The organism is Sulfitobacter sp. HI0040 (assembly GCF_001634885.1).
GTDB lineage: Bacteria > Pseudomonadota > Alphaproteobacteria > Rhodobacterales > Rhodobacteraceae > Sulfitobacter.
On record NZ_LWEX01000112.1, the window covers coordinates 1 to 26,223 of the forward strand.

Sequence of the window (26,223 nt, forward strand, 5' to 3'; positions counted from 1 at the left end):
GTGTTTTCTGTTTGACGACGAGCCGTACCTTGATGCTGTCGCCTGCCTGTACCGGTGCCATGAAGCGCAGGTTGTCCAGCCCGGTGTTCGCCAGCACGGGGCCGGGATCAGGTTGCACGAACAGCCCCGCCGCGAAGCTGAGCAGCAGGTAGCCATGCGCCACCCGGCCCGGGAAGAACGGATTGGCCGCCGCCGCTTCGTCATCCATATGGGCGTAGAAGGTATCGCCGGTGAAATGGGCAAAGGTCTCGATATCGTCGAGCGTGACCACGCGGCTGTCGCTGTTGAATGTTTCGCCCAGCTCCAGTTCGGTGAAGCTGCGGGTGAAGGGATGCGCCCTGTCGTCGATCTCCGCCGCGCCGGGTATCCATTGCTGGCCTATGACGCTGAGCATGTCGGGGCTGCCCTGAACAGCGGTGCGCTGCATGTAGTGCATGACGCCGCGGATGCCGCCCAGTTCCTCGCCGCCGCCCGCGCGACCCGGGCCACCGTGCACCATATGGGGCAGGGGGGCACCGTGGCCGGTGGCTTCCTTCATGGAGGTTCGGTCGGCGAAGTAGAGCCGCCCGTGATAGGCCGCCGAACTCAGGGTGATGTCCCGCGCAAAGCCTGCGTCATGCGTGATGACAGAGGCGACGAGCGAGCCTTGCCCGCGGTTCAGCAGGTGCGCCGCATGTGCCACGTCGCGGTAGGGCATAACGGTCGAAACCGGGCCGAAGGCTTCGGTATCATGCACTCGGCTGGCGGTATCGGGGTCGGTGCAATGAAACAGCATCGGTGGCAGGAAGGCACCCGCCGCGGCATCCGCACCGTGAACTTCGAACCGGTCCGGGTCGCCCGACACACGCTCGGCTTCCCGCGCCAGCAGTGCTGTCTTTTCCAAAACGTCGCGCTTTTGTGCGGCGGAGACGAGGGCGCCCATCTTCGTGTCCTTGTCGCGCGGATCGCCGATGCGGGTGGCTTCCAGCTTTTCCTTCAGCGCCTCGATCAAAGGTGCCACCAGCGGTTCGGGGGCCATGATCCGGCGGATCGCGGTGCACTTCTGCCCGGCCTTCGCCGTCATTTCGCGATGAACCTCCCTAACGAAGAGGTCGAATTCCGGCGTGCCCGGTGTTGCATCGGGGCCAAGCACCGAGGCGTTGAGGCTATCCTGTTCGGCGGCGAACCTGACGGAGCGCGCCAGCAGGTTGGGATTGCCGCGCAGCTTCAGCGCGGTATCGGCGGAACCGGTGAAGGCAACGGTATCCTGACAATCCAGCCTGTCCAGCATATCGCCCAGCCCGCCCGCGACGAACTGGAGCGAACCTTCGGGCAGGATGCCCGACTCCAGCATCAGGCGCACGCAGGTTTCCGTCACATAACAGGTCGCCGTTGCGGGTTTCACGATGGCGGGCATCCCGGCGAGCAGGGTAGGCGCCAGTTTTTCCAGCATGCCCCAGACGGGGAAGTTAAAGGCGTTGATATGAACGGCGGCGCCCTGCAACGGGGTGCAGATATGCCGCCCGAAGAATTGACCACCCCGGCCAAGCTGCTCCGCCGGACCGTCAAGGAAGACATGCGCATCCGGCATTTCCCGCCGTCCCTTGGAGGCGAAGACGAGCATCGTGCCGATGCCGCCATCCACGTCGATCAGGTGATCTGCTTGCGTGGCGCCGGTATCGAAAGACACATCGTAAAGCTGCTGCTTGCGTTCCTTGAGATGGAGCGCCAGCGCCTTCAGCATCCGCGCCCGGTCATGGAACGTCATGGCGCGCAGGGCCGGACCGCCGGTTTCGCGGGCATGGCGCAGCATGGCGTCTGGGTCGATGGCCCCGCCCCCGGCGCGGGCAAGCGGGATGTTGTCTATCGCGCTGCGAATGTCGCGGGCATCTGTGCCGGGCGGCACCCATTTTCCGACGGCAAAACTGTGAACGTCTTTCATCGGCGCCCCCTAATGTGTGTCGTAATCGATCGTCAGCTTGTCCGAGACCGGGTAGCTCTGACAGGTCAGCACATAGCCACGCTCGACCTCGTAATCCTCCAGCGCGTGGTTCGACAGCATTTCGACCTCGCCCTCCAGCACCTTGCCCATGCAGGTGGAACAGACCCCCGCCTTGCAGGCGAATGGCGCATCGAGACTGTTTTCCAGTGCCGCCTCCAGCACCGACTGGCCGCGTGACATCGTAAAGCTTCGGCGGGCGCCTTCTATGATCACCGTCACTTCGGTGCCAGCAGCGCTTTCGCTTCGCTTTTCCATTTCGCGCTTTGCAAGGCGGCCCTGCTGGCTTTCCCCGAAGAGTTCGAACTTGATCTGATCGGGGTCCATGCCATGGGCCTTCAGCGCCTCGGCGATGGCGAGCATCATGGGTTCGGGCCCGCAGATGAAGGCGGTGTCGAGCTTGGAGGGATCGATCCAGAGCTTGAAGAGCAGCGCGCATTTCTCGGCATCGACCCGGCCGGTGAACAGGTCGATGTCCTGCCCCGATTCCAGCATGTGAATGATGGTCAACCGGCCCATGTAGCGGTTCTTGAGGTCCTCAAGCTCCTCGCGGAACATGATCGTGTTCACCGCGCGGTTGGCGTAGACCAGCGTGAAGGTCGATTGCGGTTCGCGCTTCAGCACGGTCTTGAGGATCGACAGGATCGGCGTGATGCCGGAGCCGCCCGCGAAACCGATATAATCCTTGGCGCGGTCGGGCTCGATCTCGGTGAAGAATTTCCCCTGCGGCGGCATCGCATAGAGCACATCACCGACCTTCAGTTCCGTGTTCGCGTAGGTCGAAAAGGCGCCGCCATCGACCCGCTTTATGCCGACCTTCAGCTCGCCGTCGTCAAGGCCTGCGCAGATCGAATAGTTGCGCCGAACCTCTGTCCCGTCGAAATCCTTGGAGAATGTCAGGTACTGCCCCTGACGAAAGGCGAAGGCCTGCGGATCCTCCGGGCGCAGGGTCAGAACCACCGCATCGCGGATGGTATGATGGATGTCGGTGACTTCGAGGGGATGAAAGCTGGACATGGTTCAGATGCACTTGAAATAGTCGAAGGGTTCCAGACAGGCGCGGCAGCGCCATTGCGCCTTGCAGGGGGTGGAGCCGAATTGGCTGATCCGCTCCACATCCGGCGATTTGCACAGCGGGCAATGTTCCGGCCCACCTGCGGGACGGGGCGGGGCGATGCCGTAACGCTCCAGCTTCTCGCGGCCCTCGGCTGTCAGCCAGTCGGTTGTCCAGGCGGGGGAAAGCTGGCGTTTCAGGCGGATGTTCTCCACCCCGCGTTCGCGGAGGGCCGTTTCGATGTCGAGGTTGATGATCGTCGTAGCCGGGCAGCCCGAATAGGTCGGCGTGACCGTCACTTCGAGCGTATCGCCCGCCCACGCGACATCCCGGACGATCCCCAGATCGGTGAGCGAGATCACGGGGATTTCGGGATCGGGGACTTCGGAAAGCCAGCCCCAGACCGTGTCTATGGAGGGGCGTTCGATTACCATGTCGCGTCCGGATAGGCCCGTTGCAGCCATTGCATCTGCGTCAGCATGTGACCCAGATGTTCGGAGTGGCGCGCACCGGTCTTGCCGCCCTTGTGGGCAAAATCATCTTCGGGACGCTTCAGCGTGGCCGCCGTGAACACATCGCCCACCAGCTCGTCATAGCCGGGGCGCAGGCTGGCCGGGTCCGGCGCGAGGCCCCGTTCCTGCAGGGAACTGTCGACCGCGTCGCCGACGAACATCTCGCCGACATAGGGCCACAGCCGGTCCAGCGCCGCCTGCATGCGGTTGTGGCTTTCTTCGGTGCCGTCGCCCAGACCGATCACCGTGTCGGTCGAACGTTCGAGGTGATAGGTCACTTCCTTCGCCGATTTCTCGGCGATGGCGGCGATGCGCGCGTCCTTCGAGTCCATCAGGGCGGTCAGATACGGCAGATGCCATGCGTCGAACAGGAATTGCCGCATCATGGTGCGCCCGAAATCGCCGTTCGGTTGTTCCACCAGCAGAAGGTTGCGGAAGTCCCAGACATCGCGGCGGAAGGCCAGTGCATCGGCGTCGCGCCCGGCATCTTCGACCTCGGCGGCGAGGCCGAGCCAAAGTTGCGTCTGACCGATGAGATCGAGCGCGGTATTCGCGAGCGCGATGTCTTCTTCCAGTACCGGTGCCACCCCGCACCATTCGGACACGCGATGCCCCAGGACGAGCGTATTGTCCCCCATGCGGCAGAGGTATTCGAACAGCGGATCGCTCACATGGCCCCCACTTCATCTGGAATGTCGAAGAAGGTCGGGTGGCGATAGACCTTGTCGTTGGCCGGATCGTACATCGGGCCCTTGTCTTCGGGGGAGGAGGCGGCGATGGCCTCTGCTGGGATGGCCCAGATGCTGACCCCTTCGTTGCGCCGGGTATAGACGTCGCGCGCGTTCTTGATCGCCATTTCGGCATCCGCCGCGTGCAGGCTACCCACGTGGCGATGGCTCAGCCCGTGCTGGCCCCGGATGAAGATTTCCCACAGGGGCCATTCGGTGGCGCGGGCCTTGCCGTGCTTTTCCGCATGGGTTTCGCGATAGGGGGAGGATTCAGGGCTGCTCATCTCTTCACTCCGCCGCCAGTTTCGCGATGCGTTTCTTGGCTGCATGGGCCAGCAGACCCTCCCGCACCCAGCGACCGTTGTCCCACGCCTTATTGCGTGCTTCCAGCCGTTCGGTGTTGCAGGGGCCATTGCCCTTCAGAACGTCGAAGAATTCTTCCCAGTCGGGTTCCGAGAAATCGTAGCCGCCCTTCTCCTCGTTCCATTTCAGGTGTTCGTCAGGCACCGTGAGGCCGAGATATTCCGCCTGCGGCACCGTCTGATCGACGAACTTCTGCCGAAGCTCATCATTGGTGTTCATCTTGATTTTCCACGCCATGCTCTGCGCCGAGTGGACGGATTCCTTGTCGGAGGGGCCGAACATCATCAGCGACGGGTACCAGAAGCGGTTCAACGCATCCTGCGCCATCTTGCGCTGGGCGGGCGTGCCCTTGGCCATCTTCATCATGATGTCGTAGCCCTGCCGCTGGTGAAAGGATTCCTCCTTGCAAATGCGGACCATGGCACGGGCATAGGGTCCGTAGGAGGTACGTTGCAGTGGCACCTGATTCATGATCGCGGCGCCGTCGACCAGCCAGCCGACCGCGCCCATATCCGCCCAGGTCAGCGTGGGATAGTTGAAGATCGAGGAATATTTCATCTTGCCCGACAGCAGGTCGCGGGTCATCTGGTCCCGCGTGACGCCGAGCGTTTCTGCCGCGCAATAGAGGTAGAGGCCATGGCCCGCCTCGTCCTGAACCTTTGCCAGCAGGATCGCCTTTCGTTCCAGCGTGGGCGCGCGGGTGATCCAGTTGCCTTCCGGCAACTGGCCCACGATTTCCGAATGCGCATGCTGTCCGATCTGGCGGATCAGGTTCTTGCGATACCCCTCGGGCATCCAGTCCTTCGGTTCGATCTTGCCGCCCGCGTCGATACGTTCCTGAAAGGCGCGTTCCTGCGGATCCATCTCATCAAGGGATTTCACGCCCTTTCCGGTGGACTTGATCATCTGTGCATACATGGTTCAGATCCTTTCGAGGATAAGAGACTTCAGCTTGCGTTTTCCAGTATCAGCGCCACGCCTTGACCCACGCCAACGCACATTGTGCAAAGCGCGTAGCGCCCGCCTGTCCGCTTGAGTTGCAGTGCAGCGGTCATCACCAGCCGTGCCCCCGACATGCCGAGCGGATGCCCGATGGCGATGGCGCCGCCGTTGGCGTTGACCCGCGGGTCATCGTCCGCCACGCCCAGCGCGCGCAACGTCGCGAGCCCCTGGCTGGCGAAGGCTTCGTTCAGTTCGATCACGTCGATCTGGTCGATACCGAGGCCAGCGCGGTCCAGCGCCTTGCGGCACGCCGGAATTGGGCCAATGCCCATGACCCGGGGCTCGACCCCGGCGGCGGACATGGCGACGACCCGGGCGATGGGGGTGAGCCCCTGATCTTTCGCCGCGGCCTCCGACGCGATGAGAAGTGCTGCGGCCCCGTCGTTCACGCCAGAAGCGTTGCCCGCGGTGACCGTCAGGTCCGGCCCGTTGATGCCGCGCAGTTTGCCCAGTTTGTCCAGCGTCGTGTCGGGGCGGGGGTGTTCATCCCGGTCGACGACGATGGGATCGCCCTTGCGCTGGGGAATGGTGACGGGGGCGATTTCCTCTGCGAAGACGCCCGCTTTGTCCGCGGCGGCCCAGCGTTCCTGACTGCGCGCGGCAAAGGCATCCTGATCTTCGCGGCTGACGTCATGGTCCTCGGCCACGTTGTCGGCGGTCTGCGGCATGGAATCGACGCCGTATTGATCCTTCAGCTTGCGGTTGACGAACCGCCAGCCAATCGTGGTGTCATAAACGGCATTGCTGCGGGAGAATGCGGTTTCTGCTTTTGGCATGACAAAGGGCGCACGGCTCATGCTTTCGATACCGCCCGCGATGCCAAGGTCCATATCGCCGGCGCGGATCGCCCGGGCGATGGTGCCCACCGCATCCATGCCCGACGCGCAGAGCCGGTTGATCGTGGCGCCCGGAACATCCACCGGCATCCCCGCCAGCAGTACGGCCATGCGGGCGACGTTGCGGTTGTCTTCCCCCGCCTGGTTCGCGCAGCCCATCACGACATCGTCGACCCTGGACCAGTCCACCTGACTGTTGCGTTCCATCAGCGCAGCGAGCGGTACCGCCGCCAGATCGTCAGCCCTGACGGACGAAAGCGCACCACCATAGCGCCCGATGGGTGTGCGTTGCGCGTCACAGATGAATGCCTGCATTATCGTTCTCCCAAATTGTCATCAGTGTACCGCTACCTGCGATTCGCAACAATATAAATGTTACGAAATCGCGCATACAACCAGAGGATCGTAACGTATTGAGGGCCGTGCGACCTGCGCGCGCTTCTGGTGCGGCGGGGCAACTGTGACAAAGCGAATATGCCGCTCCGAAAACACCCATTGGGGTATTTCCAAACATTTCGCTTTCCTTCATGTTCGCGCGCATGTCGTTGTTTCTTATCGTGGCTCTTCCCTTCATCGGCGCCCTGCTGCCGGGTCTGATGATACAGGCGGGCCGACAGGCCTGTTTTTACGCAACCTTTCTGGTTACGCTCGTCGCCGCGATAGGGCTTGCGACCCATGCGCCTGCCGTCTTCGCGGGGGAGGTGGTCACCGCACGGATCGACTGGCTGCCGCAGCTTGGTCTGAACGCGAATTTCTTCCTTGATCCTTTGGGCTTCATGTTCGCGGCGCTGATCCTCGGTATCGGGCTGCTGATCATCGCCTATGGGCGTGCCTATCTGTCGCGCAACGACAACATGGGCGAGTTCTTTACCTATCTGCTGCTGTTTCAGGGCGCGATGGTCGGGATCGTGCTCAGCGACAACATCCTGATGTTGCTGGTGTTCTGGGAGCTTACCTCGCTGTCGTCCTTCCTGCTGATCGGTTTCTGGAAGCATCTGCCCGAGGGCCGGCGGGGTGCTCGTATGGCGCTGACGGTCACCGGCATGGGCGGGCTTTCGATGATCGGCGGGATGCTCATGCTGGGCAATATCGCGGGCAGTTTCGATCTGACGGTGATCCTGCAGAACAGGGAGCTGATACAGGATTCCCCGCTATATCTGCCGGCCCTTCTGTTGATCCTCCTGGGGTGTTTCACCAAGTCCGCGCAGTTCCCCTTCCATTTCTGGCTGCCGCACGCCATGGCGGCACCCACGCCGGTTTCGGCCTATCTGCATTCCGCCACGATGGTTAAGGCCGGGCTGTTCCTGATGGCGCGGCTCTGGCCGGTGCTGTCGGGCACCGAGGCATGGATCGTCATCGTCAGTTCGGCGGGTCTGCTGACCATGGTGCTGGGCGCGATCATCGCGCTGTTCAAGAATGACCTCAAAGCGCTGCTGGCATTCTCCACCGTCAGCCAACTTGGGCTGATCACGTTCCTTCTGGGCACCGGCACAGCATTCGGTGCGATGGCGGCGGTGTTCCACATCCTGAATCACGCCAGTTTCAAGGCCGCGCTCTTCATGAGCGCGGGTATCGTCGATCACGCGGTGCATACGCGCGACATCAGGCGTTTGGGCGGGCTCGCCCGGGTGATGCCTGCGACCTTCGCCATCGCGACGCTGGGAGCGTTGTCCATGGCCGGCATACCGCTGCTGAATGGCTTCCTGTCGAAGGAAATGATGCTGGAGGAAGCCACCCATGTGACGCTTTATGGGTCGCCCTATCTGGTGGCCGCCGTTGCGACGCTTGGCGCGGTATTCTCGGCGGCCTATTCCTTCCGTTTCATTGCCCATACTTTCCTCGGGCCGGTGCGGAACGATTATCCCGCCAAGCCGCATGATCCGGGCGTCGGCCTCTGGCTGCCGCCTGCCCTGCTGATCATTCCGGTCGTCGCGATCGGGGTTGCGCCCTTCCTTGCCGAACCCTTCGTTAAACTCGTAACGGGGGCGGTGATCGGAAGCGCGGCGGAGCTGCCCGATACGCACCTGAAGATCTGGCACGGGGTCAATCCCGCGCTGATGATGTCCGCCGGGGCGCTTGTCGGCGGTCTGATCCTGCTGGCGCTCTACTCCCCGCTGGCGAGGGGCTGGAACGCCGCGCCAAGGCCCGAGGCGAAGGATATCTTCGACGGGGTCATCGCCCGCTGCGTGTCTGGCGCAGAGCGTTTGGCCGGGGGGCTGCACAACGGGGCCTTTACCCGGTACGCGGCGATTTTCCTTGTCACCGTGATCGCCATCGGGGTGCATGCGTGGGTTACCGGCTCCAACGCGGCGTTCAGCCGGACGATGCTGCCCATCACCCCCAACGCCGTGGCCGCATGGGCGATGCTGGTGGCGGCAACCGGTTTCCTCGTCGCGGTACACCGGAACCGGCTGGCCGTTCTGATCCTGATGGGTGTGATCGGCCTGATGGTATCCATCGGCTTCAATTTCTTCTCGGCCCCGGACCTCGCGCTTACGCAAATCTCTGTCGAGGTTGTGACGATCATTCTGCTGTTGCTGGCCCTGAACTTCCTGCCGAACCGATCCCCCGCGGAATCCTCCGCCGGGCGGCGGCTGCGTGACGGGACGATTGCACTGGCTGGGGGCGCTGCGGCTGCGGCGCTGGTTTATACCATGATGCTGTCGGACTTTTCGGCGGAGACCATTGCCGAATACCACCTCGCCAATTCCTACAAGGGCGGGGGCGGCACCAACGTCGTCAACGTCATCCTCGTGGATTTCCGGGGCTTCGATACGTTCGGCGAGATTATCGTGCTGGGGATCGCGGCGCTGGTGATCTACGCGCTGACCGAGGCGCTGCTATCCGGCCCTGTCCGCGCCAAGCTGCTGAACCGCCGGTTCGAGGAACGCCGCGCCGGGGATCCGCATCCGTTGATGATGGTGGTGCTGACCCGCGTGATGATGCCCGTGGTGCTGATGGTCGGTGTCTACATCCTGTTGCGGGGTCACAATGATCCGGGCGGCGGATTCATCGCGGGGCTCATCGTCGCGATTGCCGTGGTGATGCAATACATGGCGAGCGGTTTCGCCTGGGCCGCGCAACGGCAGCGTTATCCTTACCATGGCATCATCGGCGCGGGGGTGCTGGTCGCGGGGCTGACGGGCATTGGCGCATGGTTCGCCGGTCAGCCGTTCCTGACATCCGCCTATGGCTATTTCCAGATACCGCCGATGGCCGAATTCGAACTGGCGACCGCCATGGGCTTTGACCTTGGCGTATTCCTTGCGGTCGTGGGCGCGGTGATGCTGTCGCTTGAAAGCTTTTCGCGGCTGGGTCGCCGGGCCGGGACCGCCGTCAGCGAACACGCGATGGATATCGACCCGTCCCGCGATGCTGCCGCCGAACGGGAAGGGGGCTGAACATGGAGCTTCTGGTCGCTACTGCCATCGGTGCGCTGACAGCCGCCGGCATCTACATGGTGCTGCGCCTGCGGACCTTTCCGGTCATTATCGGTACGTCTCTGCTCAGTTATGCGGTGAACGTGTTTCTCTTTACCGCCGGGCGTCTGGCGGTGGACGCGCCCCCGATCCTGCAGGATGGGGTCGAGGTCTACACCGACCCGTTGCCGCAGGCTCTTGTGCTGACGGCCATCGTGATCTCCTTCGGCATGACCGCGGTTGTCGTCATTATCGCGCTGGGGTCCTACCTCAGCTGTGATGACGATCTGGTGGACGCGCCCGCCACGCAACCCGAAGCGCAGCCCGCGCCGGAGGCAAAGCGCGGGGAGGCGCCGTCATGATGCATTGGACGGTTTTGCCGGTCGTGTTGCCAGCGATGATGGCCGCGATCATCGTACTGGTTGCGCGTCACCACCAGATGCTGGCGCGCGTGCTGTCGATCGCCAGCACGTTCGGGCTGCTGGCGCTCGCGCTCGGGCTGTTCTGGCAGGCGTCGGACGGCACGATTTCGATCTATCAACTGGGGGCGTGGAAGGCGCCTTTCGGCATCATCCTCGTGGCTGACCGGCTGGCGACGCTGATGGTCCTGCTGACGGCGCTGCTGGCTGTGCCGGTCCTGCTTTATGCTGTGGGATCCGGCTGGGATGCCCGGGGGCGACATTTCCATGCGCTGTTCCAGTTCCAGCTCATGGGGATCATGGGGGCGTTTCTCACCGGGGATGCCTTCAACCTTTTCGTGTTCTTCGAAGTGCTGCTCATCGCCTCCTACGGGCTGATGATCCATGGCGGCGGGGCAGAGCGGCTGCGCGCGGGCACGCAGTATGTCCTCTACAACCTGCTGGGCTCCACGCTCTTTCTCTTTGCGCTGGGCACGCTCTATGCCGAGACCGGAACGCTCAACATGGCAGACCTTGCAGGGCGGGTCGCGGCGCTGGATGCGGGCGATACGGCGGGGATCCGGGTGGCGAGCGTTCTGCTTCTGGGTGTCTTCGCGGTGAAGGCGGCGCTTCTGCCGCTGCATTTCTGGCTCCCGGCGAGCTATGCCCAAGCGCCCGCGCCTGTCGCGGCGCTCTTTGCGATCATGACCAAGGTGGGGGCTTATGGCATCATTAGGTTCTATACGCTGGTCTTTCCGCCGGACCTTGATCTGACGACGGGGTTGTTCGGAACTTGGCTTTTGCCCGCCGCCCTGGCGACACTGGCGCTGGGGATGATCGGGGTGCTGGGCGCGCGGGAGATAGGACGGCTCGTCGCCTTTTCCGTTATCGGTTCCATGGGCATGCTGCTGGCCGCCGTGGCGATCTTCACGCCCGAGGGGATATCGGCGGCGCTTTATTACGCGGTGCATTCGACGTTCACAGCCGCAGCGCTTTTCCTTCTGGTCGATGTCATCCGTGACCGCCGGGCCGCAGAAGGACGGCTGGAACAAGTCGCACCCCCCCTGCGGGGCGGGGCGTTAATGGCGGGAATGTTCTTTGTCGCGGCCATTGCGCTTTGCGGCCTTCCGCCGCTTTCCGGCTTCGTCGGCAAGTTGCTGGTGCTGGATGCGGCCTTGGACAGTGACTTGATCTGGTGGATCTGGGCCGTCATCCTGATTTCGTCACTGGTCGCCGTGGTGGGTTTCGGGCGCGCGGGATCGCAGATTTTCTGGAAGGCCTATCAGGATGCCGACCCGGTCCCGCCGGAGGAGGCGCCGGAGGGGACGATGCCGCCACCCCGCAACAGCGTCCTGCCGATGACCTCCGTGGGGATCCTGCTGGGCTATGTCGTGGTCGTCACTGTCTTTGCCGGTCCGCTCACACGGGTGACGGATGCCACCGTTGCGCAACTTTTCGCGCCGCAGCCCTATATCACCAAGGTGTTGGAGACCGAGGGGCGGATCATCGGGAAGGCCAAGGACGCCGGTGATCCGAAGAAGAAGACCTCGGACAAGCCAGATGAAGGAGGCCACTGATATGCGTTCACGCGTCTTGAACCGGCTCTTGCCGCATCCGCTGCTGACGGTCCTTCTGGTGGCGGTCTGGGCGCTGCTGAACAACAGCGTATCGCTGGGCACCTTCGTGGTCGGCCTTTTTCTGGGGTGGATCATCCCTGCGGCCACGGCGGCCTATTGGCCGGATCGGCCCGCCGTTCCCCGGCCCTTCAAGCTGCTGACCTACGCGGTGATCGTGATCTGGGACATCCTTGTTGCCAATGTGGTTGTGGCGCTCATCGTGTTGTTCAAGCCGAACCGGAACATCAAGTCGGCATGGGTGGAAATCCCGCTCGAACTGCGGGCGCCCGAGGCGATCACCATGCTGGCCGGAACGATCACGCTGACCCCCGGCACGCTCAGCGCCGATCTGTCCCGCGACGGACGCTCGCTGCTCGTACATGCCCTCCACGCGCCCGACCCCGACGCCGTCCGCGACGACATCAAGAACCGCTATGAACGCCGGCTGAAGGAGATTTTCCAGTGATCGAGATCGCCTTCTACTTTGCGCTTTTCGCCGCAGGCCTCGCACAACTTCTGGCGATGGTCAGGCTGATCATCGGGCCGCATATCGGGGATCGTATCCTTGCGCTCGATACCATGGTCATCAACGCTATCGCGCTCATCGTGCTTATCGGGCTGAAGTGGGGCACGCAGATCTATTTCGAAAGCGGTATGATCTTCGCCATGCTCGGGTTCGTTTCCACCGTGGCGCTTGCGCGCTTCGTCTTGCGGGGGGACATCATCGAATGATCGAAGATATCCTTGCCATCGCCACCGTGATCTTCCTCTTTGTCGGCGGAGCATTCACCCTTGTGGGATCCATCGGGCTGCTGAAACTGCGCACCCCGATGGCGCGTCTCCACGCACCGACGAAGGCTTCCACGCTGGGGGTCGGGTCACTCCTGCTGGCCTCCATCCTCGATTCCTACGTGCGGGGGGAACCTTCGCTGCATGAGGTGCTGATCATGGCGTTTCTTTTCGTGACCGCCCCGATCTCTGCGCATTTTATCGCGAAGGTGCATATCCACCGCAAACACAACAAGGACGCGCTGCCCCAGCCCGAACCCGACAAAGTCTGGGCCACGCTCGAAAAGGTCGACGAACCGGGCTGATCGACCGGGGGTGAGCCCTTTTCAGAAGGTCGTGTCGATCTTTCCGAGGCGCTCTGACAGCTTCATGTTCTCACGGTAGTCGATGGGGATCACGACGAGCGCAGGTCCCTTGTGATCCAGTGCCTCGCGAAGCGCGTCCTGCAGATCGGCGGCATTTTCGCAGCGATCGCCCTTCCAGCCCATCGCGGTGCAAAGGTTCAGCCAATCGGGATTGCCAAAGGAAAGATCGGTATGTTTGCCGAACTCCTCCTCCTGCTTCCATTCGATGAGGCCATAGGCCTTGTCCTCCCAGACCAGCATGGTGATGTCGGAGCCGAGCCTGCTCGCTGTCTCCATCTCCTGCAGGTTCATCATGATATCCGCATCGCCCACGACGGCCATGATCCTAGCTTCGGGCCGGGCGTGGGTGGCTGCGATGGCGCCGGGCAATGGCATTCCCATGGAACTGAATCCGTTGGAAATGATACAGGTGCCGGGTTTGTGGCACTGATAGTGCCGGGCAACCCACATCTTGTGCGCCCCTACGCCTGACAGCAGGATATCCTCTGGCTTCAGAACGGCGCGGACATCGGCGATGGCCTTTTGCGGGCGAATGCTGCCTTCGGTTTTGTCCTCCGCATGTTCCGCGAATTCCGAAAGCATCTTTTCACGCAGCTTGGCCTGCGCGCGCAGGTCGAAGTCGGGGGCGCCATCGCGTGCGACACGTTCGTTCAACATGCGCAAACCATGGGCCAGATCGCCGACAACCTCGAACTGTGGCTGATAGTGCCGGTCGCTTTCAGCGGGGAGGAAATCCATGTGGATCACATCCGTCTTCGCTTCGGCGTTCCACTTTTCCGGCCCGTATTCCACGACGTCATAGCCCACCGTGATAACGAGATCCGCCGCATCTATGGCTAGTTGCGTGAAATCCCGCTGGCCCATGCCCACGGTAAAGAGGCATTGCGGGTCATCCATATCCACCGCGCCCTTCGCCATGAAGGTCATCAGCACGCCGATGCCTGTCGCGCGGGAGAATTCGGTCAGCGCCGCGCTGGCGCGGGTCCGGATCGCGCCGTTGCCCGCGATGATCAGGGGGCTTTTGGAGCTCTGGATCCGCTCCCACACATCATCGATCAGGCTTTCTTCGGGAACCGGGCGGCGCGGGCGGGCAGGGCGCATCGGCGTCATCTCCACCTCTGTCGCGGCGATATCCTCGGGCAGTTCGATATGCGTGGCGCCGGGCTTTTCGGCGACGGCGAGCTTTACCGCGCGATTTACGATTTCCGGAATGTTTTCGCCAGCGTTCACCGCGCAGGACCATTTCGTGATGGGGGTATAGAGGTCCACCACATCCACCACCTGATGGCTTTCCTTGTGCTGCCGGGTAAGCGCGCCCTGTCCCGTGATCACCAGAAGCGGCGCGCGGTCCATGTTCCCGTCGGCAACGCCTGTCATGAGGTTGGTCGCCCCGGGGCCGAGCGTGCCGAGGCAAACGCCCACCTCGCCAGTCAGCCGCCCATGGACAGAGGCCATGAATGCCGCGGCCTGTTCATGCCGGGTCAGGATGAATTCGATCTTCGAAGATTGGAGGGAGATCATCAGATCGGCGTTCTCTTCCCCCGGAAGGCCGTAGATACGTGTGATACCTTCCGCTTCGAGGCAGCGGACGAAAAGATCGGATGCTTTCATGAGGTCTCCTTGCAGATGCGTGAAAAGGTCGGCTCCCGGCCGACACCATGGGCCGAAGGTGCCGGGGCGGGACAGTTCACGGCTCTCGAGGTGTTTTGCCCTTCCCCCTCACCAGCCGGTACACGTAAAGCAGCGCTATTGCGGCGAAGATGATGTTGGAGACGGGATTGAGGTAGGTCTGGACGAGATCGTACTGGCTTCCCAGCGCATAGCCCAGACCGGTGAGCAGAAGGTTCCAGATCAGGGTACCGATCAGGGAGTAGACGAGGAACGGCGTTACCGCCATGCCGGTCAAACCCGCGGGCACTGAAATGACCGTTCGGATGCCCGGGACCATACGGCCGATCAGCACGGCCCCGCGACCGTGGCGTTCAAACCAGTCCGATGCCCGGTCAAGGTCTTCGAGGGTGATGGTAAGCCAGCGGCCATGGCGGGCAATGAATTCGCGGACCCGCCTGCGCCCGATCTTCCGTGCGCCAAGATACCAAAGGCCGGTTCCGAGAAGCGAACCGATACTGCCTGCCACAAGGACGGCAAAAAAATTCAGATTGCCTTCGTAGGTCAGGAACCCCGCCAGGGGCATGATCAGTTCGGACGGGATCGGCGGAAAGACATTCTCCGCGAACATCAGGAAGCCGACCCCAAAGTATCCGAACTGGTCCAAAAGACCGGTGATCCAGTCGAACATGAGGTCTCCTGATCAATCTGAGCGATGGCGCCGGGCCTCTGCCCGACTGCGTTCAGCGATGTGTGGTGCCGGGCTTTCGTGCCGGGACGCGGGCCGGCGCGGGCGCCGTTGCGACTGCGCGCAGGGCAAGGGCGATAAGACTGGTACAAAGAACGATTGCTAAGAACGCGAACATGGCGGACCCCCCATTTGCATGTCTGTCTATCTGTCTTCCCATGACCAACCCTTCGTGGGGTCTATGGTTCCGAATTGCGGACAGATGGCGGCCCTTCGGCCCCCGGCCCAAAACTATCCTTTCGTGACCGCGGGTATTCGGATGCGCACCGCGGCTGGCCCGAAGCGCGCCCGACTTTCCGAAAGCCGTAGCCTAAAACCATAGGTCGAGGCGGAGCCGTACGCTTTGCCTGAACGGACTTAACCGGCGGTTAGGTTCTGACCAATTAAGCAGGGTTGTGGTGCCCGACACCGCGGCGGAGAGGGAGATAACGATGGACAGATCGTCGCCGAAGGGAAAGCAGTTTCGCCGCCTCCGGGTGTATGGCCTTGCATTGCTTTTCTGGTGCCTTCTGGTCGCGATCGTGTTCAGCCACGGCGCCTGGCTGGGCACCGGCGTCATCGACCTTACCCCGGCATCGCGGAACGAGATCAAGGCCCGGGTCCAGAGCGGGGGGCAGGCGCTTTCCAACGGCGACGTGATCGAGGTCTATTCCAGCTTCCCCGCCATCGTCGCGGGAACGGATGACGGCCCGGGCGGCTATGCCACGCTGTATGTCCCGGAGGGTACGGAAGTCGTCGGGGCCTATATCACCGACGCGGCTGGCAATCCGGTGGACGCCCGGCCCGCGCGCGCCTCTACGGGAAGCGGGATTTCGAAGGGATGGGGGCCGAAGGGCCAGCTTACCTTCGATGTCACGGCCAATGGTTGGCAGCCCGAGGATGACAGCGCATGTACCGTCGCAGGCTACCCGGTCGCCGAATGCAACGCGGGATTGGCCTATATCTACGGTGACACCGGTATCTTCTATTCGACCCGTGCGGATACGGCGATGTTTGCCAATGGATCGGACCGGGCAGACCTGACGAACGGATACCTCGTCGATCCGACCAACGGCACCCCATGGGGGACCGTCGGTGGCACCGGCACCGCCCGGGTGCACAACAAGTGGGATGCGGTTCAAGTCAACGCCTTCGGATCGGGTGGCTCGATCTTCGACAACGGTTTCTCGACGGCGGAGCAGACCTCCCTCACTGACGGGCGGGGGGCCACTCCGTTCCGCTCCGGCAGTCCCGTGGCGGGGCCCGAATCCGGTTCCGACTGGGACCGCTATGGGACCACGGGGCCGTGGAACCGTATCCAGTATCCGGGGTCGTGCCGGGCGGATGATCCTGCCTTGCCGGGGCAGGAGGGCCCCGCGACCGGCGCGGGCAGCGTGTTTCCCGAAACGACCGATCCGGGCGTCAATTCCGTAGATGTCTGCACCGAGGTGCCGAATGTCGGCTATGACCTGAACAGTACGGACCTGACCGCCTTGCCCGCCGGTACGAACGCGGTGCGCTTCGCTTTCGGCGGTATCGCGGTGAATGAGGTCTATTACGCGGCCCTGCGGCTGCGGGTAACGGACATCAACAATCTGGGCGTGCTGAATGCCGAAGGTCACGGGGGCGATTCGGCCGAAGGGGGCGCTGCGGGCAATGACAACCCGTGGCGTTACTGGGTTGCCGGCTCATCCTCCTACGCACCCGCGACGCTGAATGATATCGCGGTGGGCATTACCATCGTCGAGGTGAACGGCGCCCCCTACAACGGGGGGGACATCCCCCCGGCGGCGACCCTGCGCTACCGGGTGAGCTATGCCAACACCTCCGTCAGCGACATGACGAACACTGTCGTTCAGGTGGCATTGCCGTCGCAGACCGTATCGACCGACAATTTCGAGGTTATCTCGGGTGATGACATACGCCCCGCAACCAACCCTTCGGGTGGTACCTTCATCTTTGAAACAATGCCCGTTCTTGAGGGGCTCGGGAGCGGCGCGATCGAATTCGACGTGCGGACGAATGCGGCCGCTGCGGAAACGGTGGACGCCAGCACCAGTATTTCCAGCGCAGAAGCCGGGCCAGCATCAGACAGTGTTTCCGTCAATGTGACGAACGTTCCTGTGGAAACCCTGCCGTCCTGTAACGGCAACCGATTTTCCGTTGTGGATTGGACCAGCGATACGCCCACGCTGCTGGGGCAGTCCGTCCCCTTCTCCCGCCTGGGGCTGAGCGGTACGGTTACCGTAAACGACGCCTCTGCCCCATTCCGCCCCGCGACCGTGGGCACGGCGACGCCGCTCTATTCCGGCGGCGATGCGATGCTCGACACCCAATATTCCGAAACGATCGTGGATCTGAACACGCCGCTCAAGGGTGTGCAGCTTTACATCGCGGACCTCAATGCTGACGAATCCGTCACGATCTATGGTGAATATCAGGGTGTCCGTGTTTCGCCTGCCATGGCGACCAACCCGGCAAGCCTGCCCATGACCCGGGTCGCGAATGACGATGGCAGCGTGACGGGGGAGCGTAGCGGCCCCTTCGGCACCGGCACCAGCCGAGCGCTTGACGTGGGCTTCAGCCAAACGATCGATCGCCTGATCATCCGCCACACGCCCTTGCAATTGAGCGCGCCCGGCCTGTCCGGGGCGGACAGCATGCATATGGCCGATATCCAGGCCTGCGCCGACATGACGGATGCGCCCAGCACCCTCGGGGATGCGCTTCACAACTTCATCGACAGTGACGGCTTTCGCCTTGGTGCGGTCGTTTCGGGCGATGCCGCGCCGGGGAACGCCGCGAATGCCGACAGCGACGACGATGACGGCATGGATATTCCGCCCATGACCCAAGGGCTTCTCACCACGATCACCGCAGAGGTGACGGGCAATGAGGGTCTTTTGCAGGCATGGGTCGATTACAACGGCAATGGTGTTTTTGAGGTGGGGACAGCGGAACAGATCGCGCGGGACCTCGCAGATGATGGAACCGGGCGCGACGAAGCCGCGAACGACGGCTTCATCCAGTTCGATGTCATCGTGCCGGGCGATGCCGTGCTAGATCAGACCTTTGCCCGGTTCCGCTGGTCGCAGCAGGCGGGGCTTTCGCCCACGGTCTTCGCCCCGGACGGTGAGGTCGAAGATTACGCCGTGGTCATCGCGGCGGCCCCGGTCGTCGACCGGGGCGATGCCCCGGCGAGCTACGGCGATCCGCAGCATGTCATCGCGGATACCGGGGTGGCGGGTACCTACCTCGGCAGTGTGCCGCCCGATCCCGATGCCGCTTCCCAGTCCAACGGCAATGCGACAGGGGACGATCTGGATGGCAATGATGACGAAGACGGTGTGATCCTGCCCCAGTTCTTCCGGGGGGCCCGCACGGAAGTCAGTGTAACGGTCAATGAGGTTACCGGCGGGGCAGCTTCGGCGACCGGGGGTGTTGCCTATCTTCAGGCTTGGGTGGATTTCGGGGCGGATGGCAGTTTCGATCCCGGCGACATGGTGGCCACGGATGTTCAGGATGGTAGCGCCAGCGACAAGGACGGGTTGCTGAACGGTGTGATCGTCTTCGACGTGGACGTGCCCGCCGGTGCGGCGCTGACGCAAACCTATGCGCGCTTCCGCTGGTCGACCAGCGCGGGGGTCGTGCAGCTCGCGCTGGACGGCGAGGTTGAGGATTATGCGCTGACGATTTCGGGCGATGCGCCGCCCGTGGTCTGCGATGCGGGATTGTACCAGATCGCCACATCCAACTCGACGTTGAAACGGCTGGTCTTTTCGGCGGGACTGACCGGCTACACCCTGAACCTGCAAGATATCGGGTCCACAACGGACAACCTGAATGGCGGTTGGGGGTACAACGAGGTGGATGGCTACCTTTATGCCGTACGCAGTGGCAAGAAGGAGCTTTGGCGCGTGGACGGGGCCGGTGAATTCACCCAGATGCCGGACCCGCCCAACAGCATTGAAAAGGGCACGAACGCGGGGGACATCATGCCCAACGGCACCATGGTCTACCGCGTAGACAACAACACCTTTCAACTGCTGGACCTTTCCAACGCGAACGCGTCCGTCGATTTGGGCCTGCTTGAACTGAGCGACAATGTCGGCGCCGTGGATTTCGCCTACAATGCTCAGGACGGTCGACTTTATGGTGTCGACAGCAGGACCGACCGGCTGTTCAGCGTGTCGGCCAACAACGGGACGGCCTCCGTCGGCACGGAGACCGTTCAGTTCTTCGGCCCATCGACCTATACCGGAACCTATGGCGCGGTCTGGTTCGACGATACCGGTCGCTTCTACATCTACGACAACGTTTCCAACGAAATCTCGCTCGTCGACCTGTCGACAGGCATCAGTCAGGTCATCGCCGTCAGCCAGGACGAAGAGGGCGGCACCAATGACGGCGCCTCCTGCCGCGGCCCTTCGGCGATCCCCTTCGGCTCCCTTTCGGGGAACATCTACATCGACCAGAACGCCTCCGACGTGAAAGACCCGGGCGAGTTGAATCTGGGCGGCGGTATCCTGATCCGGGTATTCGACGACCGGAACACGCCGAACGATCTGTCGGATGACGTCTTCCTCAAAAGCGTGGAGACATTCGCTGACGGCACCTATTCGGTGGGGGATCTTTCGCCCGGGACGAGCTACCGGCTTGAAGTCGATGTGAACGATACCGATCTTCCCGCCGGTTCGCAGATCGGCACGTCGAATCCGATCGTCGGTGTCGTGGTCGCGCCCTACAGCGACACGCCGGAGCAGAACTTCGGTTTCGATCCCCAGGAAAGCGACCTCTCGCTGACCAAGGTCGCCTATGCGGTGGGGGGCAACACCGTCATCACCACCGCGGCGCCGGGGGATGTGATCGATTTCGTCATTTCCATCAACAATTCGGGCCCCGGTTCGCCCTCCGGCGTGACCGTGATCGAAAAACTGCCGTCCGGGTATGTCTATATCAACGATGATGCCCCGGCGACGGGGGACTACTACGACCCGGATACCGGCGTCTGGTTCGTGGACGAAATTCTGCCCGGCACGACGGAAACGCTGCGGGTGACCGCGCGCGTGCTGGAGAGCGGCGATCACCTCAACGTGGTGGAAATTATCCAAAGCTCCCTGCCCGACCGGGACAGTGACCCAGGGACAGGTATCAAGGTGGACGATTTCAACGACGGGATCGCGGACGATGACGAGGACAGTTACGAAATTTCAATCTACGCCGGTGAAAGAAAGCTGTCCGGGCAAATTATCCTGGACAATGGTGTCGGCGGGGGCACGGCGCACGATGGTATCGTGAACGGCGGCGAAGTGGGCACCGATATCGCGAGCCTGTCCATTTTCGACAGCGGCGGCACCCTCATCGCCTCCCCGGTGATTGCCCCCGACGGAACGTGGGAATACGCATTGGACGCGGCCTACAGTGGCGAGATCACACTGGCGATCGACACGATTGATGCAATATTTCCGATCTCTGAACGCAAGAGCGGGTTACCTTCGCTCGTCGATCCCGATCCGCGCGACGGGCAGTTCACCTTCACACCGGCCGCGGAGACAGATTATCCGAACCTTGTCTTCGGCATCATCGAAGCACCACTGCTGACCGAGGATCAGACCGCGAGCGTAGAGGCGGGACAGATCACCAGCCTGCTGCACGAATATACGGCGACATCCTCCGGTCAAGTCACCTTTACCTACGATCAGGTCCAGATGTCGGCCCCCGACGCCTATAGCGCCGCGATCTATCTGGATACGGATTGCGACGGCACCGCCGATACGCCTGCCACCGATCCCGTGGCCGTGGTGGCCGGGGATGTCCTCTGCCTCGTCTCGCGCGTTTCCGCCGGGGGCGGTGTCGGACCGGGGAGCCGTCTGACCTATGATCTGCAGGCGATCACGGCGCTTACCGATACCGGAAAGTCCCATGTGGTTTCCAACACCGATGTGGTTGAAACCGGAGGAAGCCTCGGGCTGTTGCAGCTTCAAAAGTATGTCCGGAACCAGACGCAAAACACCCCGGAAGGCACGGCGAATACCGGGGAGGCGGGCGATGTGCTGGAATACCGCATCCGGCTCACCAATCCGAGCAGGGCCACCGCGCGGGACGTCATCATCTATGACCGGACGCCGGCCTACACCAGCCTGGCGGCACCCGTGCCCAGCCCCGTCATCGTCGGGCCTGACCTGAGCTGCGCGATCGGCGTGCCAACGACGAATATCGCCGGGTATGCTGGCCCCCTGCGCTGGGATTGTGCCGGAACCCACCCGCCGGGCGCCGAAGGCTCCGTGACGTTTTCTGTCCGCATCGACCCCTGAGGCAGGGTTTTTGAAGAACACTTAAGGGTATTTTAACTGCTGTGGCAGAATTATGACCTGTGTTCTCTGCGAGGGATAGGCGCAGACTATACGAAAGGAGGGCGAAGTCACAAAAGAGCGTTTGCTTCCACCTATTGCGCAGATGCAGTCGATTTGAGGAATTGGTATCTATGAATTGTAGATAAATGGAGGAACAAAGAAATGAACTCAATTCCTTTCGATCAGATCGCGCGTTTGCGGCGCATCATCGCCCTTGAATACCTGACGGCCCCCCGCACCGCGCGGCCCGGCACCGCAATCGAGGAGGGCATGGCATGCACATTCTGAGCCATATCGTCGGCATCATCTTTGGCGCACTCTGCGCCGGCGGCGCCTGGCTGGTAGGCGCACCGCTCATCGCTGTTCTGCCGGTTTTCGCCATCGCGGGCCATGGTCTGATCCTGTTCCTCGACTACAGCATCGAAGCGATCCAGGACCGTGATTTCACCCCCCGCCACCCCGCCCCTGCGCAGAATCACGGCCTGCGCGTGGTCGACGCGGACGAGTGGCTGCAAGCCGCATAATGCGCTCATATCAGGGAGTTTCACAATGATTGCAGCAGCTTTGCTCTTCGGTACGATATGCGCCGGCACCACGGGGGCGGGATGCCTCCTTGCCGGCTATCCCCTTCTCATCACGATCGCGGCCTACACTGTCGCCGGGTTCGTGAGCACCCTGTTGTTTCTCGCCATCGCAATGGGCAGGCAGGCGCGGTCCGGCGACACCGCAAGCAAGCTAAACGACCGGACCCCCGGCGGACAGGTGCCCGCTTTCGAATAGAACGCACCTGATCAACGTTCCCTCCAGAACGATACTACATCTGGCCCCGTCTCGAATTTCCTTTGGTTCGAGCGGGGTCTTTTTCATTTTTGAATTAACGCTATCCAAATGAATATCTTTTATCTCTGCGAATGGAGGTTCCGCTCCGCTTTTGCGCAGTAAAATATGTTTTCCGTATTTGTTAACATATTCATCATGATTTCGGTAATCCAAAATGAGATTGGAGTTAACAAATGAAATTACTTTTGGCCGCGGCGACTTTCGGTGTTGTATCCTTACCCTTTCCGGCCCAGGCCGAGGCGCTTTTCGGGGTGCCCGGCAAACGGATGGAGTTGCTTGCCTACCAGATAGCGGCGGTCGACAAGCGGGGCATCGTTGAAGTCGCGCCAAAGCAGGTCAGGGCAAGGACCGTTGCGGAGACGCCCCTGCGGATCGCACCGCGCCCCGCCCGGGGCCCCCATGCCGCTACCTATCTTGCAACGGCAAAGCGGCTGGCCGCTCGTTACGGTATCCCAACGGCGATCTTCCTCGCTCTCATCCAGCAGGAATCAGGCTGGAACAGGAACGCCCGTTCCCCGGTGGGGGCAATCGGGCTGACACAGCTGATGCCGGGAACGGCGCGTGATCTGAAGGTCAATCCGCATGATCCCATGCAGAACCTCGAAGGCGGCGCGCGTTACCTCAGTACCCAGTACAAGGCCTTCGGCGATTGGCGTCTGGCACTCGCGGCCTATAACGCGGGGCCCGGCGCCGTGCGAAAATACGGTGGCGTTCCACCTTACAAGGAAACGATGCACTACGTACGCAAGATCCTCGGGCAGTGAGGACGAGGCGGTGCTGCAGGCTGCGTCCGAACTTTGCGATTGGGTCGGATACGCCTGCTGCACCGCCGCTCTTTATTGGAAGCATCGAGCGGGGCACGAATGAATGGCTTTGCTGATCCAAGCCAGTAGGCCTGTCGGGTGACCATTACCAACCGAAGATCAGCAAGCCGCGAAACAGCAGATCAAGCAAACGCCATAGGTACATTGAGAAGCCAGGCAGAAACCTTTGGATCAGGCGGCTGTCAGCCGTTGGACCGCTTCTTCCAGCGCGGCCACACCCTCCATCCCGTGATCCGAAAGCTCGGAGACGCCTTCTTGCGCCTCTCCGGCGCGGCCTTCCTTGCAGGCAACCTCGATACGGCGCATCAGCGCGTGCAGGCCGGTGGCGCCGAACAGCGCGGAAGACCCGGAAAGCTTGTGCGTATTGGCCTGGACATCGTCGAGCGCGCCCGCGGCGGTGGCCTTTTCGATGGTCGCGATGCCCTCTGCCACATCCGTGATGAACTTCGCCACCCGCTTGCGCACCGCGTCGGAGCCGAGCAATTCCAGCATTTCCGACAGGCGCGCTTCGTCGATCCGCGATACGTCCTCGTCAGAGGCTTTCTTGCGCTGAAGAAAGGCGGGCTGTGCAGGAGCGTTTTCCTTGCGTTTCTTCGACACGCGATGCGTCGTTTCCGCCAGTATCTTGCGTAGTTCCCCGATCTGGATGGGTTTCAAAAGGCATCCCCGCATGCCTGCCTTCTTGAACTCCTCGATTTCCGCCGGCATGGCATGGGCCGTGACGGCATAGATCGGCGTATTGCGGGAAAGCCCGCCTGAATCCCGGATCTGCTGTGTCGCCTTGATCCCGTTCATGTTGGGCATGCTGATGTCCATCAGGATGAGATCGAAGAAGGACTTGCTCGCTAGGTGCACCCCTTCGAAGCCGTCGGACGCAAGAGAGACCCGGTGCCCTTCCCGGCGTAGCAAGGCTTCGAGCAGTTCGCTGTTGATCGGGTTGTCTTCCACCACGAGGATATCGAGGCTTTCGGTATCTCCGGGCTGCTGGTTTTCTTCGGCCGCCATCAGCCGCGTGGGGGCAGGAGCCTTCGGCAAGGTGGCGGTAAAGCGGAAGGTCGAACCCTTGCGCAATTCGCTTTCGCAGGTGAGCGTTCCGTTCAGCTGTCCGGCCATGCGCCGCGCGATGCCCAGGCCCAGACCGGTCCCCGTGGCGTTGCGTTCATAGGGCAGATCGACCGTCACGAAATCGTCGAAGACGCGTTCGCAATCCTCGGGGGAAATTCCGACGCCGGTGTCGGTCACGTCTACAGTGATCCCGACGTTTTCGTCCTCTTCCGTCAGATCGATCTTCAGCAGGATGGCCCCGCTCTGGGTGAACTTGATGGCATTGCTGAGAAGGTTCGTCACCACGTGGTTGAGCGCGCGTTCATCTGCCAGAAGCGGGATGTCATGTCGCGGCCCTTCGACCGAGAGGCTGGTATTCTGGGCTTCGGCAAGTGGGCGCATGCTGTCGGCCAGGTTGCGCAGGGCCGCCCCGGGATAGAAGGAGGCCGTCTGCGCGCTGCCGGTTCCGGAATCGAGCCGCTCGATTGTCAGCACGTCATTGATATGACCCAACAGGATATTGCCTGAGGTTTCCGCAATATGGATGTAGCGTTGCTGTTCGGGGGTGTTGTCGGCATCACTCAGAAGGTTCAGCGCGGACATGATGCCGTTGAGCGGTGTGCGCATCTCATGGCTCATGACGGCGAAGAAACGGGATTTTTCCTTGTAGGCGGTCAGGGCCCGGTCGCGGGCGTCCTGCAATTCGGCCTGGTTCCGCTTCTCTTCGGTGATGTCGCGAATATAGGAGATGAAGCTGATGCCGGTGTTGGTCGCGACTTCGGTGATCGAGATCTCGATGGGGAATTCATGCCCGTTCGCGTGCATCGCCGTGAGTTCAAGGCGCCCCTTGTCGATGATGCTGGAATCGTAGGGCGAGGTATAGGACGACATGCCCGCCTCATGCGCTTCGCGGAAGGACGGCGGAACGATGGTTTCCGAAAGCAGACGCCCCACCGCATCTTCGCGGCGCAGGCCAAAGACCTTTTCCGCCGAGCCGTTGAAATCCGTGATGCGCCCCTCTTCATTGGCCACAACGATGGCATCGAGCGAGGCGCGCAGCGTCGAATCCTGCATCTGGCTGGCTTTCGCGATCTTGCGCGCCCGCGATGACAGTTCCACGCGTTGCAACATCATGGCAACGAACGTCAGGAACAGAAGACCTACCACGAAGAGGGAAACGCCCCCGAGCCAGCGCAGCAGATCGAAAATCTCTTGCCGCTGACGGTCGGACATGTCGGCGGTGACTTCGATGGCCCCGAGCGAAAGACGGCGCGGCATATCGGACAGCCGTTCCATGTAGGCATTGATCTGCGGCATCGCTTCGATGAGCACCGCGTCCGAGGCATCGACGAAGCCCACGGTCTCATCCAGAAATTCCCTCAGCTCCGCACGTTGATGGCGGGTATCGCTCTTCATGTCGATGGCTTCGGCGTCGGCGCTTTCGCTCAGCAGCGTCAGACGACTGTAGAATACATCGAACCGCTTGCGAAACTCTTCCAGCGCGGCGGGGTCTTCTTCGGCGCGCTTTCCGGCGGCCAGCATTTTCAGAAAATCGACCTCTAGCTGGGAAAGGTTCCATTGGACATTGTCCTTTGGAATCTCGCGCATTTCCTGAATCTTGTCGGAAAGCTGGAGGGAGAGATAGCCGACCGCAGAGAACTCCGCGATGATGAGCACCGCGACGGCCGCGCGCAGCATGGCGCGGCGTCTGGGCGTGAACGCCTTTGCCGGCAGTGACGTGGGGAATGTGCGGTCGGCTCGGTCCAT

21 protein-coding genes are annotated in these 26,223 nt (G+C 62.1%); 11 read left to right on the forward strand and 10 right to left on the reverse strand.

The annotated features are described in order from the left end of the window. The 7 genes from paaZ to pcaF all read right to left on the reverse strand — a co-directional run. Nucleotides 1-1,921, reverse strand: a 1,921-nt coding sequence (paaZ, locus tag A3728_RS08200; protein WP_067921992.1) for a phenylacetic acid degradation bifunctional protein PaaZ, incomplete at its 3' end; no start/stop codon positions are given. A gap of 9 nt (nucleotides 1,922-1,930) precedes the next feature. Further along, complete coding sequence (locus tag A3728_RS08205; protein WP_067921995.1) at nucleotides 1,931-2,995, reverse strand: 2Fe-2S iron-sulfur cluster-binding protein; 1,065 nt, start codon at nucleotides 2,993-2,995, stop codon at nucleotides 1,931-1,933. Nucleotides 2,996-2,998: 3 nt separating this feature from the next. Continuing rightward, nucleotides 2,999-3,466, reverse strand: a complete 468-nt coding sequence (paaD, locus tag A3728_RS08210; protein WP_067921998.1) for a 1,2-phenylacetyl-CoA epoxidase subunit PaaD — start codon at nucleotides 3,464-3,466, stop codon at nucleotides 2,999-3,001. Next, entirely contained in the window at nucleotides 3,460-4,182 is a 723-nt protein-coding gene (gene paaC, locus A3728_RS08215; protein ID WP_067922083.1) for a 1,2-phenylacetyl-CoA epoxidase subunit PaaC, read from the reverse strand. The genes paaD and paaC overlap by 7 nt, the downstream gene beginning before the upstream one ends. Before the next feature lie 29 nt (nucleotides 4,183-4,211). Beyond that, nucleotides 4,212-4,556, reverse strand: a complete 345-nt coding sequence (gene paaB, locus A3728_RS08220) for a 1,2-phenylacetyl-CoA epoxidase subunit PaaB (RefSeq protein WP_082851046.1) — start codon at nucleotides 4,554-4,556, stop codon at nucleotides 4,212-4,214. A 4-nt stretch (nucleotides 4,557-4,560) separates the two neighbouring features. Beyond that, nucleotides 4,561-5,553 carry a 1,2-phenylacetyl-CoA epoxidase subunit PaaA gene (gene paaA / locus A3728_RS08225; protein WP_067922000.1) on the reverse strand — a complete coding sequence of 331 codons (993 nt, stop codon included), beginning with the start codon at nucleotides 5,551-5,553 and terminating at the stop codon, nucleotides 4,561-4,563. 29 nt (nucleotides 5,554-5,582) lie between these two features. Next, a complete protein-coding gene (gene pcaF, locus A3728_RS08230; protein WP_067922002.1) occupies nucleotides 5,583-6,788 on the reverse strand; it encodes a 3-oxoadipyl-CoA thiolase in 1,206 nt (401 codons plus the stop codon). A 224-nt stretch (nucleotides 6,789-7,012) separates the two neighbouring features. Between pcaF and A3728_RS08235 the strand changes: the two genes are divergently transcribed. Genes A3728_RS08235 through A3728_RS08260 form a run of 6 tightly spaced genes read left to right on the forward strand, consistent with a single transcriptional unit; the run spans nucleotide 7,013 to nucleotide 13,000 of the window. After that, nucleotides 7,013-9,874 carry a monovalent cation/H+ antiporter subunit A gene (locus A3728_RS08235; protein WP_067922004.1) on the forward strand — a complete coding sequence of 954 codons (2,862 nt, stop codon included), beginning with the start codon at nucleotides 7,013-7,015 and terminating at the stop codon, nucleotides 9,872-9,874. 2 nt (nucleotides 9,875-9,876) lie between these two features. Then, entirely contained in the window at nucleotides 9,877-10,254 is a 378-nt protein-coding gene (locus A3728_RS08240; RefSeq protein WP_067922006.1) for a Na+/H+ antiporter subunit C, read from the forward strand. Next, entirely contained in the window at nucleotides 10,251-11,867 is a 1,617-nt protein-coding gene (locus tag A3728_RS08245; protein ID WP_067922009.1) for a monovalent cation/H+ antiporter subunit D, read from the forward strand. Before A3728_RS08240 ends, A3728_RS08245 begins: the two co-directional genes overlap by 4 nt. Nucleotide 11,868: 1 nt before the next feature. Then, nucleotides 11,869-12,372, forward strand: a complete 504-nt coding sequence (locus A3728_RS08250) for a Na+/H+ antiporter subunit E (RefSeq protein ID WP_067922012.1) — start codon at nucleotides 11,869-11,871, stop codon at nucleotides 12,370-12,372. Beyond that, nucleotides 12,369-12,638 carry a K+/H+ antiporter subunit F gene (locus A3728_RS08255; RefSeq protein ID WP_067922014.1) on the forward strand — a complete coding sequence of 90 codons (270 nt, stop codon included), beginning with the start codon at nucleotides 12,369-12,371 and terminating at the stop codon, nucleotides 12,636-12,638. The genes A3728_RS08250 and A3728_RS08255 overlap by 4 nt, the downstream gene beginning before the upstream one ends. Next, on the forward strand, nucleotides 12,635-13,000 hold the full coding sequence (locus tag A3728_RS08260) for a Na+/H+ antiporter subunit G (RefSeq protein ID WP_067922016.1): 366 nt from the start codon (nucleotides 12,635-12,637) through the stop codon (nucleotides 12,998-13,000). The genes A3728_RS08255 and A3728_RS08260 overlap by 4 nt, the downstream gene beginning before the upstream one ends. Before the next feature lie 21 nt (nucleotides 13,001-13,021). Here the strand turns inward: A3728_RS08260 and A3728_RS08265 are convergent, their stop codons facing one another. After that, nucleotides 13,022-14,671 (reverse strand): acetolactate synthase large subunit, encoded by a 1,650-nt coding sequence (locus A3728_RS08265; RefSeq protein WP_067922021.1) that lies wholly within the window; start codon nucleotides 14,669-14,671, stop codon nucleotides 13,022-13,024. A 76-nt stretch (nucleotides 14,672-14,747) separates the two neighbouring features. Continuing rightward, the gene (locus A3728_RS08270) at nucleotides 14,748-15,359 is read right to left on the reverse strand and encodes a DedA family protein (protein ID WP_067922024.1); all 612 of its coding nucleotides are present in this window, start codon (nucleotides 15,357-15,359) and stop codon (nucleotides 14,748-14,750) included. A 488-nt stretch (nucleotides 15,360-15,847) separates the two neighbouring features. On the opposite strand from A3728_RS08270, the gene A3728_RS08275 reads away from it, so the two are divergent. The 5 genes from A3728_RS08275 (at nucleotide 15,848) to A3728_RS08290 (ending at nucleotide 23,352) form a co-directional block, all read left to right on the forward strand. Continuing rightward, complete coding sequence (locus tag A3728_RS08275; RefSeq protein WP_067922027.1) at nucleotides 15,848-21,709, forward strand: GEVED domain-containing protein; 5,862 nt, start codon at nucleotides 15,848-15,850, stop codon at nucleotides 21,707-21,709. A gap of 201 nt (nucleotides 21,710-21,910) precedes the next feature. Next, nucleotides 21,911-22,036 (forward strand): hypothetical protein, encoded by a 126-nt coding sequence (locus A3728_RS23855; protein WP_269084742.1) that lies wholly within the window; start codon nucleotides 21,911-21,913, stop codon nucleotides 22,034-22,036. Then, nucleotides 22,024-22,272 carry a hypothetical protein gene (locus A3728_RS08280; RefSeq protein WP_067922031.1) on the forward strand — a complete coding sequence of 83 codons (249 nt, stop codon included), beginning with the start codon at nucleotides 22,024-22,026 and terminating at the stop codon, nucleotides 22,270-22,272. The genes A3728_RS23855 and A3728_RS08280 overlap by 13 nt, the downstream gene beginning before the upstream one ends. Before the next feature lie 25 nt (nucleotides 22,273-22,297). Next, nucleotides 22,298-22,528 carry a hypothetical protein gene (locus A3728_RS08285; protein ID WP_067922034.1) on the forward strand — a complete coding sequence of 77 codons (231 nt, stop codon included), beginning with the start codon at nucleotides 22,298-22,300 and terminating at the stop codon, nucleotides 22,526-22,528. Between the two features lie 233 nt (nucleotides 22,529-22,761). Then, nucleotides 22,762-23,352, forward strand: coding sequence for a lytic transglycosylase domain-containing protein (locus tag A3728_RS08290; RefSeq protein ID WP_067922037.1), 591 nt, complete (start codon nucleotides 22,762-22,764; stop codon nucleotides 23,350-23,352). Between the two features lie 231 nt (nucleotides 23,353-23,583). Here A3728_RS08290 and A3728_RS08295 read toward each other — a convergent pair whose 3' ends face one another. Next, nucleotides 23,584-26,223, reverse strand: coding sequence for a hybrid sensor histidine kinase/response regulator (locus A3728_RS08295; protein ID WP_082851047.1), 2,640 nt, complete (start codon nucleotides 26,221-26,223; stop codon nucleotides 23,584-23,586).

Coding starts and splice junctions, on each gene's coding strand:
- paaD (WP_067921998.1), bottom strand. CDS start 3,466: ATGGTAATCGAACGCCCCTCCATAGACACGGTCTGGGGCTGGCTTTCC.
- A3728_RS08275 (WP_067922027.1), top strand. CDS start 15,848: ATGGACAGATCGTCGCCGAAGGGAAAGCAGTTTCGCCGCCTCCGGGTG.
- A3728_RS08245 (WP_067922009.1), top strand. CDS start 10,251: ATGATGCATTGGACGGTTTTGCCGGTCGTGTTGCCAGCGATGATGGCC.
- pcaF (WP_067922002.1), bottom strand. CDS start 6,788: ATGCAGGCATTCATCTGTGACGCGCAACGCACACCCATCGGGCGCTAT.
- A3728_RS08270 (WP_067922024.1), bottom strand. CDS start 15,359: ATGTTCGACTGGATCACCGGTCTTTTGGACCAGTTCGGATACTTTGGG.
- A3728_RS08285 (WP_067922034.1), top strand. CDS start 22,298: ATGATTGCAGCAGCTTTGCTCTTCGGTACGATATGCGCCGGCACCACG.
- A3728_RS08260 (WP_067922016.1), top strand. CDS start 12,635: ATGATCGAAGATATCCTTGCCATCGCCACCGTGATCTTCCTCTTTGTC.
- paaC (WP_067922083.1), bottom strand. CDS start 4,182: ATGGGGGACAATACGCTCGTCCTGGGGCATCGCGTGTCCGAATGGTGC.
- A3728_RS08265 (WP_067922021.1), bottom strand. CDS start 14,671: ATGAAAGCATCCGATCTTTTCGTCCGCTGCCTCGAAGCGGAAGGTATC.
- paaB (WP_082851046.1), bottom strand. CDS start 4,556: ATGAGCAGCCCTGAATCCTCCCCCTATCGCGAAACCCATGCGGAAAAG.
- A3728_RS08290 (WP_067922037.1), top strand. CDS start 22,762: ATGAAATTACTTTTGGCCGCGGCGACTTTCGGTGTTGTATCCTTACCC.
- A3728_RS08250 (WP_067922012.1), top strand. CDS start 11,869: ATGCGTTCACGCGTCTTGAACCGGCTCTTGCCGCATCCGCTGCTGACG.
- A3728_RS08280 (WP_067922031.1), top strand. CDS start 22,024: ATGCACATTCTGAGCCATATCGTCGGCATCATCTTTGGCGCACTCTGC.
- A3728_RS08235 (WP_067922004.1), top strand. CDS start 7,013: ATGTCGTTGTTTCTTATCGTGGCTCTTCCCTTCATCGGCGCCCTGCTG.
- A3728_RS23855 (WP_269084742.1), top strand. CDS start 21,911: ATGAACTCAATTCCTTTCGATCAGATCGCGCGTTTGCGGCGCATCATC.
- A3728_RS08295 (WP_082851047.1), bottom strand. CDS start 26,223: ATGGACCGAGCCGACCGCACATTCCCCACGTCACTGCCGGCAAAGGCG.
- A3728_RS08240 (WP_067922006.1), top strand. CDS start 9,877: ATGGAGCTTCTGGTCGCTACTGCCATCGGTGCGCTGACAGCCGCCGGC.
- A3728_RS08205 (WP_067921995.1), bottom strand. CDS start 2,995: ATGTCCAGCTTTCATCCCCTCGAAGTCACCGACATCCATCATACCATC.
- paaA (WP_067922000.1), bottom strand. CDS start 5,553: ATGTATGCACAGATGATCAAGTCCACCGGAAAGGGCGTGAAATCCCTT.